The organism is Nakamurella sp. UYEF19, assembly GCF_040546275.1.
GTDB lineage: Bacteria > Actinomycetota > Actinomycetes > Mycobacteriales > Nakamurellaceae > Nakamurella.
On record NZ_JBEPNO010000023.1, the window covers coordinates 57,031 to 76,070 of the forward strand.

13 protein-coding genes and 1 pseudogene are annotated in these 19,040 nt (G+C 69.9%); 6 read left to right on the top strand and 8 right to left on the bottom strand.

Annotated features, from left to right (window positions below):
- Positions 1-208: 208 nt before the first annotated feature.
- The 5 genes from ABIB25_RS23190 to ABIB25_RS23210 all read right to left on the bottom strand — a co-directional run bounded on the left by ABIB25_RS23190 (position 209) and on the right by ABIB25_RS23210 (position 9,681).
- A complete protein-coding gene (locus tag ABIB25_RS23190; RefSeq protein ID WP_354530897.1) occupies positions 209-1,114 on the bottom strand; it encodes a beta-1,6-N-acetylglucosaminyltransferase in 906 nt (301 codons plus the stop codon).
- Positions 1,111-2,370 (bottom strand): TIGR02679 family protein, encoded by a 1,260-nt coding sequence (locus ABIB25_RS23195; protein WP_354530898.1) that lies wholly within the window; start codon positions 2,368-2,370, stop codon positions 1,111-1,113. Before ABIB25_RS23195 ends, ABIB25_RS23190 begins: the two co-directional genes overlap by 4 nt.
- Positions 2,367-6,572: a TIGR02680 family protein gene (locus tag ABIB25_RS23200; protein WP_502919889.1), complete on the bottom strand. Its 4,206-nt coding sequence runs from the start codon at positions 6,570-6,572 to the stop codon at positions 2,367-2,369. The genes ABIB25_RS23195 and ABIB25_RS23200 overlap by 4 nt, the downstream gene beginning before the upstream one ends.
- Before the next feature lie 203 nt (positions 6,573-6,775).
- Entirely contained in the window at positions 6,776-8,206 is a 1,431-nt protein-coding gene (locus ABIB25_RS23205; protein WP_354530900.1) for a DUF2398 family protein, read from the bottom strand.
- The gene (locus ABIB25_RS23210; protein ID WP_354530928.1) at positions 8,206-9,681 is read right to left on the bottom strand and encodes a TIGR02677 family protein; all 1,476 of its coding nucleotides are present in this window, start codon (positions 9,679-9,681) and stop codon (positions 8,206-8,208) included. Before ABIB25_RS23210 ends, ABIB25_RS23205 begins: the two co-directional genes overlap by 1 nt.
- Positions 9,682-9,981: 300 nt before the next feature.
- On the opposite strand from ABIB25_RS23210, the gene idi reads away from it, so the two are divergent.
- From idi to ABIB25_RS23240, 6 genes and pseudogenes are all read left to right on the top strand, one after another.
- Positions 9,982-10,572 carry an isopentenyl-diphosphate Delta-isomerase gene (gene idi / locus ABIB25_RS23215; protein WP_354530901.1) on the top strand — a complete coding sequence of 197 codons (591 nt, stop codon included), beginning with the start codon at positions 9,982-9,984 and terminating at the stop codon, positions 10,570-10,572.
- Entirely contained in the window at positions 10,569-11,825 is a 1,257-nt protein-coding gene (locus ABIB25_RS23220) for a polyprenyl synthetase family protein (protein WP_354530902.1), read from the top strand. The genes idi and ABIB25_RS23220 overlap by 4 nt, the downstream gene beginning before the upstream one ends.
- The gene (locus ABIB25_RS23225; protein ID WP_354530903.1) at positions 11,822-13,303 is read left to right on the top strand and encodes a phytoene desaturase family protein; all 1,482 of its coding nucleotides are present in this window, start codon (positions 11,822-11,824) and stop codon (positions 13,301-13,303) included. The genes ABIB25_RS23220 and ABIB25_RS23225 overlap by 4 nt, the downstream gene beginning before the upstream one ends.
- 20 nt (positions 13,304-13,323) lie before the next feature.
- Positions 13,324-14,241, top strand: coding sequence for a phytoene/squalene synthase family protein (locus tag ABIB25_RS23230; RefSeq protein ID WP_354530904.1), 918 nt, complete (start codon positions 13,324-13,326; stop codon positions 14,239-14,241).
- Positions 14,231-15,256, top strand: coding sequence for a Rieske (2Fe-2S) protein (locus tag ABIB25_RS23235; protein ID WP_354530905.1), 1,026 nt, complete (start codon positions 14,231-14,233; stop codon positions 15,254-15,256). Before ABIB25_RS23230 ends, ABIB25_RS23235 begins: the two co-directional genes overlap by 11 nt.
- Before the next feature lie 457 nt (positions 15,257-15,713).
- Positions 15,714-16,547: pseudogene (locus ABIB25_RS23240) on the top strand (calcium:cation antiporter); the annotation flags it as partial.
- Positions 16,548-16,592: 45 nt separating this feature from the next.
- On the opposite strand, the gene ABIB25_RS23245 reads toward ABIB25_RS23240, so the two are convergent.
- From ABIB25_RS23245 to ABIB25_RS23255, 3 genes are read right to left on the bottom strand one after another with little or no spacing between them, the layout of a single operon-like run.
- On the bottom strand, positions 16,593-18,146 hold the full coding sequence (locus ABIB25_RS23245) for an FAD-dependent oxidoreductase (RefSeq protein ID WP_354530906.1): 1,554 nt from the start codon (positions 18,144-18,146) through the stop codon (positions 16,593-16,595).
- Positions 18,143-18,553 carry a lycopene cyclase domain-containing protein gene (locus tag ABIB25_RS23250; protein WP_354530907.1) on the bottom strand — a complete coding sequence of 137 codons (411 nt, stop codon included), beginning with the start codon at positions 18,551-18,553 and terminating at the stop codon, positions 18,143-18,145. Before ABIB25_RS23250 ends, ABIB25_RS23245 begins: the two co-directional genes overlap by 4 nt.
- Positions 18,550-18,936 (bottom strand): lycopene cyclase domain-containing protein, encoded by a 387-nt coding sequence (locus ABIB25_RS23255; protein ID WP_354530908.1) that lies wholly within the window; start codon positions 18,934-18,936, stop codon positions 18,550-18,552. The genes ABIB25_RS23250 and ABIB25_RS23255 overlap by 4 nt, the downstream gene beginning before the upstream one ends.
- Between the last annotated feature and the right edge of the window lie 104 nt (positions 18,937-19,040).

Sequence of the window (19,040 nt, forward strand, 5' to 3'; positions counted from 1 at the left end):
CCCAGATTATCACGCTCGGTGCGCTCTGGTTCATTCCAATGAGTGGCCTGGCCCACGATATCGGTGGGCAACCCGGGGCAACCATCACCCTCCGTGCTCAATGGATCATGAAACTCGGCCGGCCGGACCGGAGCTGAAATCTATTCGCCGTCAGCTGTTCACCCCCGTGAAACTCTGGGGCTGCGAATACCGTTGCCCACGCCCGAGGTCAGGCGCGGGCGGTGCTGCGTGGGCCGGCGTCGATCGCGTCGAGCAGGCCTGGCGCTCTGTCGCTGGAGAACTTGCGGGCGAAGAGGGTCGAGCCGGCCGCAGCGCGTTCCGTCAGCTTCGGCAGGTGGTCGATACGCATCCACTCGGGGCTCTTGCCCCCGCCGCCGGCCCAGTCGATGAACCACAGGTCCTCGGAGAAGGCGTGGGATTCGGCCCAGTCCGGGGCGAAGAGCGGCGAATTGAGGATGGTCGGGATGAAGGTTTCGTCCGGCGCCCAGCTGTGGCGCCAGAAGGCTCTCAGGTCGGGCCGGCTGTCGAAGGCGTCGACGAGCTGCTGCGCGTGGTGGCGGGCCAGGACCTTGTGCACCGACCCGCCGGCCGGCGCGACATCGGACGGGATCCGACGGGGGAGGGGGATGCGGATCATGTGCTGGCGCCAGGGCCGGTGCCGGTAGCGCAGTCGCGCCAGACCGCCGTCGCGGCCCCAGGGTGCCCGCGGCAGTGGATCGAACCCGACGATCGACCGGCCGTCGTGATCGTCGAGGTACGCGGCGATCCGCTCGGTGGACACGAGCGGGTAGTCACTCCCGCTCAGCGTGGCGATGTGGGTCGCGCTGGACTGGGCCAGCGCCGCCCGGTAGCCGGCGATCTCTGCCTCCACCGCCATCCACCCCGCCCACGGCGTGGCGATCCGCGGCAGCACGGTGACACGGTCCGGGAGGCCGGCGGTCATCTGCTCGAACACCGGGTCTGCGGTGCGTCGATCGCAGTGCAGGAAGACCGGGAACGGGTCGAGCGCGTCGATGAGGCGGTGGACGTGGGCCGGATCCCGGTGGGTGAGCAGGATGCAGGCCAGGGCCGGGGCTGCGGCACCGGGGTGCGGCTGGTCGATCTGGCTGCTCATCTGCTTCGGCCTGCCCGTGGTGAAGTCGGATGGCGCTTGCCCGAGGAGAGGTCGGCTATCAGTTCCGGGATGATGCGCTCCTCCATGACGGCGCGTCCCCGCTCGGCCATCAACCCGGCCAGCTCGGGCTCCCAGGGCGACTCGGCCGCCGGACCTTTCAGTGGTTCGGTTTCGGTCAGTGGAGCATCCAGCGCCGCCAGGTAGTCCGAACTCGACATCCGCCACGGCACTGCGCCGTACCGGGTCATCGCCGCTGCCGTCGTGCGCAGGCCGGTCCAGTCGAAATCACCGCGCCAGTGAACGGTACCGGTGGCCCTGGCCAACAGCCGATGGCAGGCCGCCGACGGCTGGCCCTCCGTGCAGATCAGCGGCGCGCATCGGTCCTCGAGCTCGGCCGCCGCGGCGCGCAGCACTGCCGGATTCTCGCAGACCCAGATGTCCGGCTGCGTCAGGGTTGTCACATCGCCCGTCAGCTGGTGCAGGGTCAGCCGGAACGGGATGCCGAAATCGGCGGCATCCCGCAGCCAATCGGCGACCACATGGTCCCCTCTGGGGCGCAATCCCACCACCAGCACCTGGCTGGACAGGTCGTCCATCACGACGCCGGCCGATTCCCAGCAGTCCCGCCGCTGCTCCGAGTTGGCCGGCGGGACCACCCCCGCACGCGCCGCCAGGGCCCGCAGCACGAGCGTGGCGATCGGCGTTCCGGACAACGCCTTGGTGTTCCCGGTGGCCCGCTCGGCCAGCACCGGTATGGAGATCGGCTGTGCGGCCGGCAGCAGTGCCAACACCTCGCCGGCCCAGCCCAGCTGGTCTGCGTCGCCCCGCCGCACCAGGCGGGTGATGGTGCCGTCCAGGGTCAACTGATCCAGGAACGTCCGGAACCACTGTTCACCGGCATGCGCTCCGGCACGCCGGCGGACGTCCCGGATCGCCTCCGACTTGGCCTGATCCTCCTCCGAACTCTCGACCGGACGATTGCGCACCGGCCCGTGGAGAAGGGCAAGTGCTGCCACCAAGGACATCTCGTGCTCCTGATGCACGGAATCATCCAGGTCTGCCAGATCGACCTTCATCGACTTCACCCCGACAGGACGGTGCACGCCGGTGATTCCGATGATCAACCTCCGCTCCTCGTCGGTGGAATTCGACAGCGTGATCGACCCGGAGAGCTCGCCGCCGGTGCGTTCGAGGCGTCGTCGCGCAAGGGCGAGCAACCGCGACCACGCCGGCGTCTGCAGGGACTCCAGGCTCATCTCAGGTCGTCCATCCCGACCGGAGGCGCGCTGACCCGCCGGGTCCCCGGGGAGCCGAGATCTGCCGCGAGATCCCCGCTGCCACCGGCGGTCTGGCCGTCCGTCAGGATCTTGGCGCCATCCCAGACCAGCAACAGCGCGCTGACGGTGTGCTCGACGGCGGAGTGCGACAGATCGTGGTGGGCGCAGCCGGGAACCGTGGCGTAGGTGGCCCACAGGTCGTAACCCGTCATGAACAGGTCGAGGTCGAACTGCGCCGTCAGGCCGAGTAGTTCGCTCCGACCTGGATCGTCGATGCCGGCGAACGCCTCGTCAAGGGCCAGCAGTCGCGGAGCGTGCGGCGCGGCCGAGGAGAGCATGACGTGCGCGGCCGCGAACAGCGGAAGGTGCAGGGACACGGACTGTTCACCGCCGGACAGCGTGCTGTGCCTGGCCTGGGTGAGACGGTCTTCCTTGCCATCGGGCGCCACCAGCGTCAGGGCGAACGTCCGCCATCGGCGGTAGTCCAGAGCGTCGGCGAGGATCTCGGCGTAGGGGCGGTCAGGGCGGGCCGCACGGAGGTTCTTGATCTGCGAGGCGAAGTGCGCCCGCATCCGCGTCAGCTCCTCGGTCGACAGCCTGGCCGCCTCCCGATCGAGTAGCCGGGAGACCACCTTCTGCTCGTCATCCAGGCTGTCCGCCAGCTCCCAGCCGATCCCGACGGTGGCACCGGACGACATCCGGCGGCTGCGCATCTCGCGATTCATCGCGCCGATCAGGTCGCGCGCATCGGTGGTCCGCTCGTGGATCTGCTGTGCGAGCCGACCCAGCAGTGCATCCTCCAGGACACGTCGCTCGGACTCGGTGAGCAGCACCTCCTGGTCCTTGCGGGCCGTCGCTATCCTCGACGCGAACTCGCCGATGGAGGAGAACCCCTGCTCGTCGGCGACCTTCACGACGATCACCTCGTCGTCCGCCTCCCATTCCGGGCGGTAGTCGTGTCCGGCTGCCGAGAGCTGGCTCTGCAACTCGGCCAACGACCCGGACACCCTGGTGCGGCTGGACTTCAGCGACGATTCGGTCGGGCGCAGCTCCGCGGTGGCGGCCAGCACGGCCGCGTGCATCGCGGCCACCGTCTCGGGAACGCTGGTCACGGGTGCGTCAGGATCGTCCTGCAGTCCGAGCAACGCCTCGGCCATCAAGGCCTCCGGATCCGCCCACTGCTCGAGTGCCGTCGGCCAGGCCGACACGCTCACCGGCAACCTGAGCACGTCACGGATGTCCGGCCGTGCATACGGTGCCAGCCGACGGGAATCGTGCTGGGCCTCGACGACCGAACTGGCCAGCGCCGCCGACGCCCCCTCCGCCCGTCCCCGGGCCTGACCGGCGGCCTCGATGGCCGCCTCGAGTTCCCTCTGCGCCGCAAGCAGTGCCTTGACGGTCTTCTCGAGCGCCCGATTGGTGTCGGTGACGTCGCGTTCCACCTGCGCGGCCTCGGCGCCCACCGCGGAGCGGAGTGTGCGGAGTTCCTCGGCCCTGGCCAGATGGTTCGAACCGGACTCGGCCGCCGCATCGATCGCCTCGCGCTGGCTCTCCCGCGCGGCCGCTGCCTCCTCCTGCGCGAGGGTCGACTGCTCCGCCCGAGCCGCTGCGGTCAGCCGCAGCGCGTCCAGCGCGCCCGCGGCCCTGGTGAACGCCACCACGGCAGCCGCGATCAGGTCGACCTCCGCGCGCGCGGTGGGCATCGACCGGGACACGGCCGTTGCAGTCAGGGCCCTGTCGAGCCCCCCGACCTCGGCGATGGCCCGGTCGGAATCGCTGCGGGCGTTGTCCAGTTCGCCGTTGACGGCCCGCAGCGCAGCGGCCGCCCCGACGATGCCGCGACCGGCGTCCAGGACCGCCCCCGTAGCGGGCAGCGAACCTCGGGCATTTCGGATCGAGGCCAAAGAGGTCTCGAGATCGTCGACGGTGGAACCGGTTTCGGCTGCTTCCCGCTCAGCCGCGCGGATCACCAGGTCCAAGTCGGCCAGTCGGGTAGCTCGGCGACGGGCGCGGGCCGTCGCCCCGATGTATTCGGCCTGCGGCTTGACGTGCGCACCTACCTGGACGCCCTGCGCGAATCGGCCGTCGGTCGAGATCGACGGGGCTGCAGCGGGTTCGCCCGACAGGCCGGGAGTCGACAGTGCGATGGAACCCAGCAACGAGGCGACCACCGACTCGGCCACCGGACCGCCGGGCTCCGGCACGAGCAGGCCGGCCAAGGTTGCTCCGGCGGGCCGCAGTCCCACCGGCAGCGGCCGCAGGACGGCGTCGGACGCCGGGTCCAGCGATTCCCAGTCGTCGGATACCCAGCCGTCCAACAGGTTGGCGGCCTCCAGAGCGGCCTCCACGGCTGCCGCCTCCGCATCGCCGACGCCTTCGGCGAAGGCCACCGCGGCCCAGAACGGTGCACCGGTACGACCCTCCCGCGAGTCGGTCCGGGCGGCGAAAGGCGGGGGCGCCTCGTCCTGCTCGGCCGCGATCGCGGCGCGCTCCGTGCGGCGCAGGTCGATCTCGGATCGCTGACGAGCCAACGAGTCCTGTTGGCGGGCCAGGTCGTCGCGGGCCTGCTGCACCGCTTCAGCGCTACCTCGGTCGAACACCGATGTCAGGGTCGTCTCATCCGGTGTGCCGAGCAGTTCGACGGCCGCGTGGAGATCCGGGATCAGCTGATCGGGCAGTTCGTCCAGCACGGCGACCTGGCGTAGACCCCACGCCTGCAGCGCTTCGAGCAGCGCGGCCCGTGCGTCGATCAGCGCGGCCTCCGCAGCATCCAGATCCCGCTGCGCCCCGGTCAATCGGAGCTGGGCACGCTCCAGTACCTGGTTCGCCCGATCCCGCACCCGCCTCGCCTCCTCGACCTGCGTCAGCCGGGCACGGACCACGGCCACGTCGTCGTCCCGGGCAGCGGTGCGCGCAGCGGCGCGGACGGCCAGCGACCCGTCCTCGGCCTGGTCCACCGGTTGCCAGGCGATACCCGCCTCCTGCGCAGACTCCAGCAGATCACCAGCCGCGCGGGACACGGCCGATACCGCCAGCTGATGGGCATCCTCCGCCCGGCGGACGGCGTCCAGGCGCTTCGTCAGTTCTGCGGTGGCCCGTTCCGCTGCCGTGTGGTCCCGACCCGCCGCTGCCTGCAGATCCTGCGTCAGCTCCGCGAGCCGCCCGAGCGCCTCGCGGCTTCGGTAGGCCGACGAGGCCTTGAGAGAATCGAGTCGGGCACCGAGAGTGGTTCGCTCCGCGGCGATCTCCTCCTGACGAGCGCGTGCCGCGAGCTGGGCCCGCGCCGACGTGCGCTGCTCGGACAGCGACCCGACCAGGCGGACCCGCGACGTCTCCACCTGGTCGAGTCTTGCCGTCAGGATGTCGGCCGCAGCCCTGGCGTGGGTGCGGAGGTAGGTCGTATATCCGGCAAGGAAGCTGCCGGCGGCCATGTCCGCGAGTACAAGCCCGGCGAGGGTTCGCTGCACGCTCTCCATGTCGCCGAAGGAGTGTGCCGCTTCGGTGATCAGCGAGTCGTCGAGCGGACGCAACCCGTCCGACAGGGCCTGCGACAGGCTCTTCGGGTCGAGGTTCTTCGCCAGTTGCGGCCGTCGCAGGGTGAGGATCAGGGTCAGCAGTTGCTCGTAGCGCTGCGCGCCCAGCCCGAACAGCCTGGCGTCGATGGCCTGTCGATGCTCCACCGGCCGATCGGTGACGACATCGGCACCGATCTGCTCGGCCAGCTGCCGACGGGTCAGCGGACGGTCGTCCGGACCCAGCAGCGAGAAGTCGCGGCCGACCTGGCCATCGACGACGAAGTACCAGCGGGTCACCCTGTCGTTCTGGCGCTGGGCCCGCAGCCCGACGCCGACCGTCACGACCTCAGCGGTCGCCTTGCCGGCAGCCTCGGCGCCTGCCTCCCGCCGGAACTCCATCCACACGTAGGCGTACGCCGAATCCTGCCCGCGGTAGAGCAGATTGGACTTCATCGTGCGCTCCTCACCCGCGAACGGGTTGAGCCGGCGGGGTTCGACCCGGCCGTCGAACACGAAGGGGAACAGGACTTCCAGGGCCTTGGTCTTGCCCGATCCGTTCGGCCCCCGCAGCACCATGCGACCGTCGGCGAAGACGAATTCCTCGTCGCGGTAGTCCCAGAGATTGATGATGCCGCAGCGGGTCGGCCGGAACCGGTCGCCGGCGATCTGCTCCCGGAGCGGCGCTTCGGAGGTCGTCCCCGGATCCGTCCCCGGGCTCGTCTCCACCACCTGCCTACGCGCCACGGGTCATCAGCGTAGTGGAACGCCGCGGCGGGTCGATCGGGAGCGCCACCGCTCCGGTCCCAGCGCGGCCGGCCTTGCGAGAGGTCCCCGGCAGACCCGACGGGCGGTGCGGAGGAGGCGCGCTCCTACAGATCGAACAGGCTGACCTCGGCACGGCCGGCCCGGCGATTCACCTCGATCCGGGCGTTGCGGTAGCGGGCCAACAAGGGGAGCGCGAGCACCCCACCAGGAACCGCAACGACCAGTGACAATTCCTCCAACAGTTCCAGCGCGGCCGCCAGCAGCCGATCGGGATCGGCGGTCCACGCGGCCGCGAAGGTGGTGCCGTATTCGGCAACGAGATCCACGGTCGCGGTGCGCAGCCAACCCTGCTGCAGCAACGGGTAGCGAGCCGGCGGCGTGGACGCGTCGTCCGGTGCTGCGGAATCCCCCGCATCCTCGACCGCACCGTCCTCCGCAGAGTCGGCGGCCGTCGGCGGGGGACGATCCCCGGACGGGCGCGGCGCGGTCTCCGGAGCGCCGTCGGTCAGGCCGGATCTCGGCAGGGCCAGGTCGAGCTGGACCGCCAGCACCGTGCCGGGCGGGTCCGGGGCGCTCAGGTGCACCAGATCAGGCGCGTCCAGGTCCAGCACCCGGTCGGCGATGACGTTCGCGAGCAGGAGGGCCACCTGCGGCACGGTGCCGGGCCCAGGAAACCGGCGGTCCGAGAACGACCCCGAGGTGTCCAGCAGCGCAACGCCTTCGGCCCGCCTCTCGACCGCCAGACCGACCAGGTCGGCGACATCGGCTGCCGCCGAGGGGTTGCGAAGCAGACCCCGGTCCGATGGGGCGAGCACGTCGTAGTAGACGACCGGATGTTCGACCAGCGCCCTGCGCACGCGCTGCGCCGCCTCCCGGCGGACGGTGTCCCGGCTGACGGCTTCGTCCCTGGTCAGCAGGGCGGTCACGCTGTCGATGTGCTGCAGCACCCTGGTGGGGCGGTAGAGCGCCCGGACAACGTCACGGTCGATGTCGTACAGCGCCTCGCCGGCCGAGGGATCGTCCGCCCAGCGTTTGGCGTTCCCATCCGCAAGCCTGACCGCACCACGGATCTCCAACCAGGCCACCGAGTCAACGAAAGCCGCTCGGTCGGAGGCCTTTTCGGGTGACAGTTCCAGACCGTCGATGCGCCCGGTCTCACCGGCCACCCGCTCGGCCAGCTCCGAGAGGGCCAGCTGCTGACCGGATCGGCCGAGCACCGCAACGGCAAGGGTCAGGTAGGCGTAGCGCCGACGGTCGAAGGGACGGGGGGTCGCCCCGGCCGTCTGGGCCGGGTGTCCGCCGTCGAGGTGGTCCTTGACGCGCATCAGGCGGGCGGTGCTGGGGGTCAGTTCCAGTCGGTAGCCGAAGAGGTCGGACAGATCTTCGGCCAACGGAGTCGCCCAGCGACGGACCAACGACAACGCCTCGGCGTTCGGGAAGACCTCGGTGATCAGCGGGAACATCAAGATGGTGCGGGCGGCCTTCTGGTAGGCGTTGCGCTCGAAACCGGGGACGCGCTCGGAATCCGCAGCCATCAGCGACTTCCCGAGACGGTCAGCGACAGTTGGTCCAGGTGCAGCACACCACGGACCGTCGCAATGGTGCTCGAGGTCGCGGCCGGGGCCAGGGTCAGCCGCACCCCGTCCGAGGACCCGGTCGCGGTCGCCTTCCCGGATACCGGAACCCTCGCGGCCAGCGCGATGTCGAGCAGGCTGAGCAGCAGGGTGGTCTCCGCCTCGGTCAGCGTGCGCCCCACCAGGCCTTCGTCGGCGAGGGACCGGGCCGCGGCCGAACGCTCACGCTGCCGCGCGAGCTGGGCATCGTGCAGCCGGCGCCGACCCGCGTCGTTCCGGTCGATCCTGCCCGGTGCGCCCGGCGAAGCGGTCCGGCCGGTCTCCACCAGGGTCCTGGACACCTCGACGGGCGGGGCGTCCCACCACGTCCGTCGGGTCGGGATCAGCTCCGGATCGGGGTGGACGAGGCTGACGTGACGCGGACGTCCGAGCCCGAACGTCACGTCGAACAGAGCATGGGCGCCCCGGAGATCGGCCGTTGCCACGAACCACGCGGCCAGGTGACGCAACTGACTTTCCCGGCTGACGCCACCCCGCCTCGCCTCGGTGACCCGGCGTAGCAGGGAGAGCACCCCGGCGATCGCGGTGACGGTGCCGTCCTGCAGCCGGTCCGCCTCGCTCCGCCGGGCATCCTCCGGTGCGGCGGTGAACCAGTGCACCAGGCCGGACCAGCGCTGGCGCCAATCGGCCAGCCGCTCGGCGGGAGTGCGGAAGAGTCTGTCGTCGGCCTCTGCCGCCAGTTCGATCAGTTGCTCGAGGCCAGTGGCTTCGACGGCGCGCACACCGGCCGCCAGCCGGGGCGCGTACCGGGCCAGTTCGGAGGAGAACTCACGCATGTGCGCCAGCAGGGCGTCCTTGTGCGTCAGGAAGACCTCCGCGCTGGTTTCGTTGGTGCGGGCCAGATCCGAGAGCATCAGGTAGAACCGCGCGGCCCGGTCGGCCATCTCACCGAGGGTGGAATCCAGTCGGTTCAGCTTGCGGTAGACCATCTCCGAGTCGCCCTCGATGTTGGCCGCCGCGAGCTCCTCCAGATCGGCGAGCAACTCGGGCAGCACGAGCCTGGACAGGGTCGCGTCGTCCATCCGGGCGCCGAGCACGTCCTCGACGGCCCGGTAGGCCCGGTAGCCGGCCTGGGTGAACTGGTAGACGTAGTGCCGATTGCGGTACTCGGCCAGCGAGGCTGCCCTGGCGCCGTCGTAGCTGCGGTCCAGCAGTTGCCACAGGTAGAGCTGGTCCAGCAGCGGTGTCAGCTCCTCGCCGGTGAGGCTCGGGACGTCGGCCTGCCCGAGGTAGTCCTCGCGCAGCTCCCCGAGCGAGGCCGCGACGTCACCGGCGTGCAGCAACACCACGTAATTGGCTCTGGCACGGTCGAGCGCCCGGAGCGTCCACAGGTAGGCAGTGGCCTTCTCCGCATTGGTGAACGAGAACAGGCGCAGCCGGTCGTCCTGGGTGAACGCCTCCAGGCCGAATGCGCCGCCGGGCCGTTGCCCGGCCGGCGCGCTGGGTTCCTCCACGCTGGAATACTGCCACGGGCCCTGATCAGCGGGATGCGCAAGGGATCGGCCACGAGCCGCAGAAGGGAGACCGACGCCCTGGGCAGGCAACCAGGCAAACGGGTGCTTCGGGCCGCACCGGCCGGTCACCGGATGACGGACCTCCTCCGGGCAGGTACACCCGCTCCGGATCGGGTACTAAGGAGAGATGGACGACACGCGCTCTGGCCGGTGGATACAACCGTGACCTCGGCAACGACCTCGACGACCGAACTCGTCGTCCTGATGAGCCAGGACCGGCAGCCGGTGGGTGAACTGCCCAAGGCGTTCGTGCACCACGCCGACACCCCGCTGCACCTGGCGTTCTCCGCCTACCTCGTCGACGAGTCCGGCCGGCTCCTGATGACGAGGCGAGCGCTGACCAAGGTGACCTGGCCGGGGGTCTGGACCAACTCGTGCTGCGGCCACCCCGGCCCCGACGAGTCGATGCAGGACGCGATCGCACGTCGGGTGGACTCCGAACTCGGCCTGCAGATCGAAGGGATCCGTTGCGCTCTACCGGATTTCGCCTATCGGGCGCGCGATGCGAGTGGAATCTGGGAGAACGAGATCTGCCCCGTGTTCTTCGCCACAGTGCATCCGTCGGCGCAGATCCGACCGAACCGGGGGGAAGTGATGGAGTGGTCCTGGACGGAGTGGAGCGATGTGGTGGCGGCGACGGCGGCCGCCCCGTTCGCTTTCAGTCCCTGGGCCGTCGACCAGATCGGTCAGCTCGCGAAGCTGCCTGATCAGAGTGCCCTTTTCCACCGGGAGCCGGAGGCAACATCGACATGAGCAGAGCGCAGATCTCCGCCGACCGGGCGTTCTCGGTCGAGCAGGGCGAGGCGGAGGTGGCCCTCCGGAGAAGTAGCGGTCGGGGTGTGGTGCAGGTGCTCCGCCCTCGCTCCGTCGAGCCGATCCCGGCGGGGGCCGACGAGGCGGTCCCGGCGGAGGTGCACGAAACGGATTTGCGTGACCACCTCGCCGAGGTCGATGCACTGTTGGACCACACCATGTCCGATCTGGAGCAGCTCTGGGCAGAACTACCCGACAACGGCCCGGTGGACATCCTCGCCGACTGCGATCTGCCCGCGCTGATGCGCGACCTGGTGGGCGGGGGCGGGAAGCGACTCCGCCCGGTGATGTCCTACCTGGGATGGCTCGCCGCTGGTGGCCGTAGCGCTTCCACCGGTCGCGCCCAGGTGGTCCGGGTCGGTGCCGCGCTCGAGTTGCTCCACGTCTTCGCCCTGGTGCACGACGACGTGATGGACGAGTCGATGTCCCGCCGCGGCCGGCCGACGGTGCACGTCCAGGCCGGGCGCCTGCACCAGGCCGCTGCAGCGACCGGCGACGGCCGGCGGTTCGGCGAGAGCATCGCCATCCTGGTGGGCGATCTCGCCCACGCCGAGGCCGGCAACCTGGTCTGCGAGTTGCCCGGACCGATGCGCCGGCTGTGGCGGTTGATGGTCGCGGAACTGGTCGCCGGCCAGCGCCGCGACATCGCCGGCAGTGCGGCCGGCCGCCGTGACCTGTCCTTCGCCCGCAGCGTGGCGCGGATGAAGTCCGGGCGGTACACGGTGGAGCGGCCCCTCGAGCTCGGCGCCACCGCGGCGGAGGCCGGCGCCGCAGTCAATGCCGCATTGGCTTCCTACGGTCGCGCCGTCGGCGAGGCGTTCGCCCTGCGCGACGATCTCCTTGGCATCTGGGGTGACCCGCTCCTGACGGGGAAGCCTGCCGGGGACGACCTCATCTCCGGCAAACCCACGGTCATCCTGGCGCTGGCCCAACAGCGGTTGCGATCCTCGTCGGCCCGCTCCGCCCTGCAGCGGGTCGGCTCGGCCGACTTCAGTCACGCCGACCTGACGACCCTGATGCGCCAACTGGAGGAAGAGGGCATCGCTGCGGCCGTCGAGAAGCGGATCTCCGACCACGTCGAGATCGCTCTGGCAGCGCTGGAGGGAAATGCTCCGGCTGGTGGTGTGCTGGATCCCGACGGGGTGGTCGCGCTGACCCGGATGGCCCACCAGATCGCCTGGAGGGATCGGTGAACAACGTCATCGTCATCGGGGCGGGTTTGGCTGGACTTTCCGCCGCCTGCCATCTGACCGGTCTTGGTCACCACGTGACGGTCCTCGAGCGGGAGGACATCCCAGGCGGTCGCTCGGGCCGGCTGCAGCAGGACGGCTTCACCTTCGACACCGGCCCGTCCGTCCTGACGATGCGCGACCTGATCTCCAACGCATTCGCAGCGGTCGGGACCCGGATGGACGAGGTCCTGCCGATGCACCGGCTCGACCCGGCCTACCGGGCGAACTTCGCCGACGGCAGCACCATCTACGTCCGGTACGGGCGGGAGGCGATGCGCGACGAGATCAACCGAACCTGCGGCAGTGTCGACGCCGCGGCCTTCGACGATTTCGTGGAGTGGGTCCGGCGTCTGTACCTGGTCGAGATGCCGCACTTCATCGACAAGAACTTCGACTCTCCGCTCGGCCTGCTGAGCTCGCCGAAGGCCGCCGCGCAGATGGTGAAGCTCGGCGGTTTCGGCCGGCTGGGTCCGGCGATCCGGAAACGGTTCCGGGATCCGCGGCTGCACCGGCTGTTCAGCTTCCAGGCCCTGTATGCGGGGCTGTCCCCGGAGTCGGCGCTGGCCCTCTACGCCGTCATCACCTACATGGACAGCATCGAGGGCGTCTGGTTCCCGGAGGGCGGGATGCACGCCATTCCTTCGGCTCTGGCCGCCGCCTGCGAGAAGGCAGGCGCCGACTTCCGGTATTCCGAGACGGTCACCGAGATCCTGCGCCGGTCCGACAACGGTGGGGTGGCCGGTGTCCGGCTGGCCGGCGGCGAGACCGTCACCGCCGATGCGGTCGTCTGCACCCTCGATCTGCCGGTGGCCTACGAGCGGCTGCTCCCGGATCTGAAGACGCCGGCAAAGGTGAAGCGCGGCAAGTACTCGCCGTCGGCGGTGGTCTGGCACGTCGGCGTCAAGGGCGTCCCGAAGCCCGAGGTCGCCCACCACAACATCCATTTCGGACATGAGTGGGCCGGAGCGTTCGACGCACTGCTGGACCGCAAGCAGCTCATGCCCGACCCGTCGCGGCTCGTCACCATCCCGTCCCTGGACGACCCGACCGCCGCTCCGGCCGGCTGCAGCACCCTGTTCGTCCTCGAACCGGTGCCCAACCTCAGCGCCGACATCGACTGGCGCAAGGAGACCTCGCCGATGCGTGATCGCCTGCACGCCTTCCTGGACCGGGAAGGCTACCCCAGCGAGATCGTGACCGAGGAGATCGTCACACCGCTCGACTGGCAGGCCCAGGGTATGCAGCAGGGCACCCCGTTCTCGCTGGCCCACACCTTCGCCCAGACGGGCCCGTTCCGGCCGGCGAACACCGAGAAGCAGGTACCGGGAATGTTTTTCGCCGGTTCCGGAACGGTTCCCGGCGTCGGGGTGCCGATGGTTCTGGTCTCCGGCAAGCTCGCCGCCCAGCGGGTCGACTCCTACCTCCCCGGACGACAGTGAAACCAGCGAGAACGGTGAGAATGTTGGACAACCCGGCGGATCCGGTTCTGACGGAAGGGTATCGGCGCTGCGCCTACCTCACGAAAGAGTATGGAACCACCTACTTCTGGGGGGCAGCGCTGCTCGCCCGGCCGCGGCGTCGACACGTGCACGCCGTCTACGCCCTGTGTCGTCTTGCTGACGACATCGTCGACGACCAGGAGGTCAACGCCGGCCGTTCGATCGACGAGATCACCGCTGCCCTGGCCGCTTTCGCTGCCAGATTCCGGACCGCGCTCGCCGCCGGTGGCAGTGACGACCCGGTGCTGGCCGCCGTGGTCGACACCGTGACGAGAACCCACATCGACCCCGAGTGCTTCGACCGGTTCTTCGGTGCCATGGCGATGGACCTGACCACCACGTCCTACGAGAGCTGGGACGACCTCTGCGGGTACATGGAGGGCTCGGCCGCCGTCATCGGCGAGATGATGCTGCCGGTCCTGCAGCCGATGGATCCGATGGCCCGCGAACCTGCCCGGGATCTCGGAAAAGCTTTCCAGCTGACCAACTTCCTGCGGGACGTCGACGAGGACCTGAACCTGGGACGGGTCTATCTCCCGCAGGAGGACCTGCGCCGGTTTGGGGTGGACGTCGAGGCGCGCACGGTGACGAAGGAGTGGCGGGCGATGATGGCGTTCCAGTTGGCCCGCAACCGTGACCTCTATCGCCGGGCGGACGTGGGTATTCCGATGCTCCCGCCCCGGTCTGCGAGATGTGTGTCAGCGGCTCGAGTGCTGTACTCGCAGATCCTCGAACTGATCGAGGATGTCGACTACGACGTGTTCACCCGCCGGGTCCGGGTGCCGACCTGGCGCAAGGCCGGCATCGCCGGCCGCATCCTGATCACCGGGCCGGCGACCGCCCGAGGCTCGAAACGGAGAGTAGGACATGTCGCTTGAGGCCCGCAGATCCGCTGCGGTGGAACGGGTCCAGCGCGAGGTCAGGTCGCGGATCCCGCTGTCCCGGCTGCCCCAGCCGACGCAGGGCGCGATGTCCCCCACCTGGCGTCAGGCCAAGCCGGGCCGGATCGCGGCCTCTCTCGCAGTGTCGCAGGAACAGAACTCCGGCGGCTGGTTCGTCGCGGGGGTCAGTGCCGATGTGCCGGCGACGACGTCGATCACCCGCACCATCGCCGGCCGGGAGATCGTCTTCTGGCGTGACACCGACGGCGCCCTGGTGGCCGGGCCGGGCGCCTGCCCGCACCTCGGCGCGCTGCTGGACAAGTGCAACGTGGTGGACGGCACGCTGCTCTGCCGCTGGCACGGGTATCCACTGAAACCCGTCGGGGACCGGACCTGGAGTCCCTTCCGTGCGTACGACGACGGGGTGCTCATCTGGGTGGGCCTGCCGGTCGCCGGCGAGTCGCCGACCGATCGACCGTCGTTGCCGCCGCGCCCACCACTGGACGCGTCGGTCGCCGCCGTGGTCAGCGTGCGCGGGATCTGCGAGCCGCAGGATGTCATCGCGAACCGGCTGGATCCCTGGCACGGCGCCTGGTTCCACCCGTACTCCTTCAGCCACCTGAAGGTCGACGACGGTGCCAGTGACGACCGGACGCTCGCCGTCGACGTCACCTTCCGGCTGGGCCGGACCTGGGGAGTGCCGGTGCGGGCCGAGTTCTTCTGCCCCGACACCCGCTCGATCGTGATGTTGATCGTCGAGGGCGAGGGTGCCCGCAGTGTGGTCGAGACCCACGCCACCCCAGTGGGTGTCGACGAGCAGGGCCGCCCGATCACGATCATCACCGAAGCGACCATCGCCTACTCGCCGCGCAAGGGTTTCAAGGTGGCGCGCTGGGCCGCCCCGATGATCCGGCCGGCCATGCGCAGTACCGCCCGGCGGCTGTGGGTCGACGACCTGGTCTACGCCGAAAGACGCTACGACCTCCGCCGCCGGGGCGAGTTCCCCGGCTGAGCAACAGATCCGCGGCGCGTGGCGCGCAAAGACCTGGCGTTCGCCGCGAGCATCAGGCGCGAGCCGGCGGCCAGGACCGCTGCCTCGGTCAGCGAGATCGGCGCCGACACCGTGGCCGGCGAGAGCATCAGGACCGTTGCCCCGAATGACCAGAGCTTTACCATTCCATTCCGTGACGATCGTCGTCCGATCCGGCCGATGGTGATGGCCACTGGTGCATACCGTGGCCCAGCCGGTCGGCGCAGCGCCCAACCGGCGCGGACACGGAGCCCAACCGGAACGCCGGAGAGATGGGTGCTGGACCCGATGGAAATACCGGCGGCCCGATCTCGAGACGGGGGACAGGTTCGCAGCAGGACTGGCGTCGACGAAACAGTCGGCCACTGCGGAAGTCGATCGACGACGGAGCGGAGGAGAGGATCAACCGGAAGATCATCTGGGCCAACGATGGTTCGCCATCGATGGCCGGACTGCTGCCCGTGGTGCGACGACTGTGTTCTCCGCAGTGATGGTCACCTGCAACGGCATCCTCGGCCTTTCCCTGCTGATCGGGGCGATCAGGAAGAAGGTAGCCGTCTTCAACCCCGAGGGCACCGGTGGGGCGCTGGCCGCCGTTGCCACCCTGGCCACCCTCAGCCTCGTCCTGCCGACCTTCACCCGGAGCCGGTCCGGCCCTGAGTTCTCCGGCTCGCAGCTCGCGTTCGCCGCGGCGGCATCCCTCGTGCTGTACGGCGTGTTCGTGCTGACCCAGACCGTCCGGCACCGCGACTACTTCCTGCCCGTGACGCAGTCCGGCAGGATCATCACCGAGGACGATCACGCCTCGCCTCCGTCGAACCGCGAGGCGCTGACCAGCCTCGGGTGGCTGCTCGCAGCACTGGTCGCGGTGGTGGGTCTGGCGAAGGTCGATTCGCCGATCATCGAGCAAGGGGTGAAGGCCGCCGGCCTACCGGCCAGTCTCGTCGGCGTCATCATCGCCCTCCTGGTGCTGCTGCCGGAGACGTTGGCGGCCGTGCGTGCGGTCCGCCGCGACCGGGTGCAGACGAGTCTGAACCTCGCGCTGGGATCGGCGATGGCCAGCATCGGTCTGACGATTCCCGCCATTGCCATCGCCTCGATCTGGCCGACCGGGCCCCTGACGCTCGGCCTCGGTGCCACCGAGATGGTCCTGCTCGGGCTGACCATCGCGGTCGGCGTCCTGACGGTGGTACCCGGTCGGGCCACCGTGCTCCAGGGCACCGCGCACCTAGCGATCTTCGGCGGCTTCCTGTTCCTCGCCGTCGTACCCTGATTGCGTCGTCCGGCCGCGTCCCGCGCCGTCAGCAGGCGGGATTCGTCACGCCAGTAGCTTTCTGAGCCGGGCCATGGCCTTGATCCGACCTCTCATCGGGACCGTCCAGAGGTCGTGACCGGCGACACCCCATCCGCTCAGCAGGGTATTGGCCGCGATCCAACCGGTGGTCGCGGCCCGTTCCATCAGAGCCACCGGCAGGTCGCAGCGCAGACCGTCGCCCGCCATCACCACCCGTGGGTCGGGGGTGGTGACCTCCGGCCGATCGATCCAGGGGCTGGCGTCGACCAGCGGGCAGTCGTCGCTGACCAGCCACTGGCTGGACACGACCTGCGCCGCAGTAGTTTCCGGGTAGACGAGCGACAGCTGGTCGCGGAGTTGGCGCTGCAGGTCGAGGTCATCCCCGTCGTCGGGCAGCGCGTAGGCGTGCAGCTCGACCACCGATCCGCCATGCCCGGCCGCCCAGCGCGCGGCACCCGCCTCAAAACGTTCCAGCACCGTCACGTTGTCGAGCAATCCGTAGCCACTGGTGCCCAGGAACGCCGGACGCTCCGCCGCGACCGGACGGTCGAACCACATCCGCCACACCGCAAAGCGTGGTGCATTGCGGGTGGTGGCGATCCGTGCGCGCCAGGTCGGGTCGCCCAACCCGGGTGCGGTGCCGACCAGTCGCCGGGTGGTGGCAGGGTCGGTGGCCAGGACGATGGCGTCGGCCCGGATCCCACCGTCGGCCAGCGTGACGGTGACGACGCCGGGCGTCGACAGATCGATGGCCTCGACCGTCCGTTCGGTGAGGACCTGCACTCCGAGCCCCCGCAGGTACTCGCCGAGCGGTGCCCAGAGGGCGGTGTCGTAGTCGTCGGTGGGGACGTCGAACAGCAGTCCCTCTGACGATCCGACGAAGTAGGTGTGGAACATCCCGACGAGCTCCCCGGCCGAGAATTCGGCCGGGTGGGCGAAGAAGCTCCGGGCGAAGACCTCGAGGGCGAGATGCCTTGCTCCGTCAGGAAAACGAAGCCGGTCGAGGAACTGGGACGCGCTCTCGCCGTCATACCGGGAGAAGGTGGCCGGGAAGTCGACGTCCAGCAGTTCGAGCGCCGCTCCGATGTCCACCCTGGTCAGGTCACGCAGCGGGAAGCTGGGGCTGCGGGCCACGAACGCCGCGAGATTGACCGGCGGGGTCCGCGGGATCTTGGCGAAGGAATCGGCGTGCCCGCCGGCCAGGACCAGTGGGTAGTCGGGCACCGCGGTGAGCCGGTCGAGGGCCGGATCGACGCGCCGCAGCAGACTCCGCAGGTTGTAGTACTGGCGGAAGAAGGCGTGGAACCCCCGACTCATGGTGAGTGCGTCCTGGGCGTCCTGGCTGTCCGGGCCGTCCGCGACCGGCCACGACCGGACGCGACCACCGAGCTGCCGGTGCTTCTCCACCAGGATGACCTCGACACCGCGTTCGGCCAGCCCGGCCGCGGCCGCCAGACCGGCGATGCCACCGCCGGCGACCACCACCCTCCTTGCCGGTCCGACCGGTGTCGCCGTGCCGGTACGGGCGATGTGACGAACGGCGCGTCGGTCGCGCCCCGGTTTCCAGGTCGAGCTCATGTCCGGCGGTCCTGTCCTTGGTGCGTCATGGGTTCCGTGGTATTTCCCTTCGACGGGGCGGCCTCCGTGGTCGTGGCGCCCGTGGCCGCTGCGGCGCCGCCCGGCCCGCGGCGGGTCTCCAGCCAGGCCCAGAGCACGAGGGTCAACGTGACGAGCCCGAAGCCGAAGCCCAGGTCCTCGATCGGCGCGTAGGCGAGGCGGATCCCGAGCATCACCCGCGGGTCGTACTGGACGATGCCGAGCCCGGTCAGCACACCGTTCACGATCAGTTGGAAGAAGACGACGATGGCGTAGGTGGCCCAGAACAGCCTGGTGCGCAGCAGCCGGGTCCGGAGCACCCAGAGGTCGACGGCGACGGCGACGAGGATCGCGAGCAGCGACCCCCCGGTGTAGCCGTAGTCGATCACGAGCCGTCACCGGTCGCCCGGGGAGACGAGACGGACGGCGGAGCGCGACGGGCCGCCAGCACAGATCCCCTTGCCCACTCCGGCCGCAGGTGCCGCACTGCTTCGAACGTCAGGAGACCGCACACCGGGATCACGAGGAAGAACAGCAGTTCCTCGAGGGGCAGCGGTCCGGCGAAGACGCCCGTGAGGTACGAGCGGTCGAAATGCCACCAGCCCGCCCTGGTGGCCAGGTAGTCCCAGGTGAGGAACACCGCGGCGACCGGGAGGATGGCGACGACAGCCCGCTGCCACCGTCGATAGACCTTGGCGTGCAACACGAATTCCAGCGGGAGGGTGCCGAGCACGCAGGCCAGCAGGACCGCCAGGTAGGCCAGTTCCCGCATCTGTGCATCTCCTCCATCGCCGGGTGGGCCGGATCACCCGCCCCGGCCGGTGGGCAGCCCCTTCGAGGGTACCCATCGGAGTCCGCCCGCAACCTGCCGGCGCC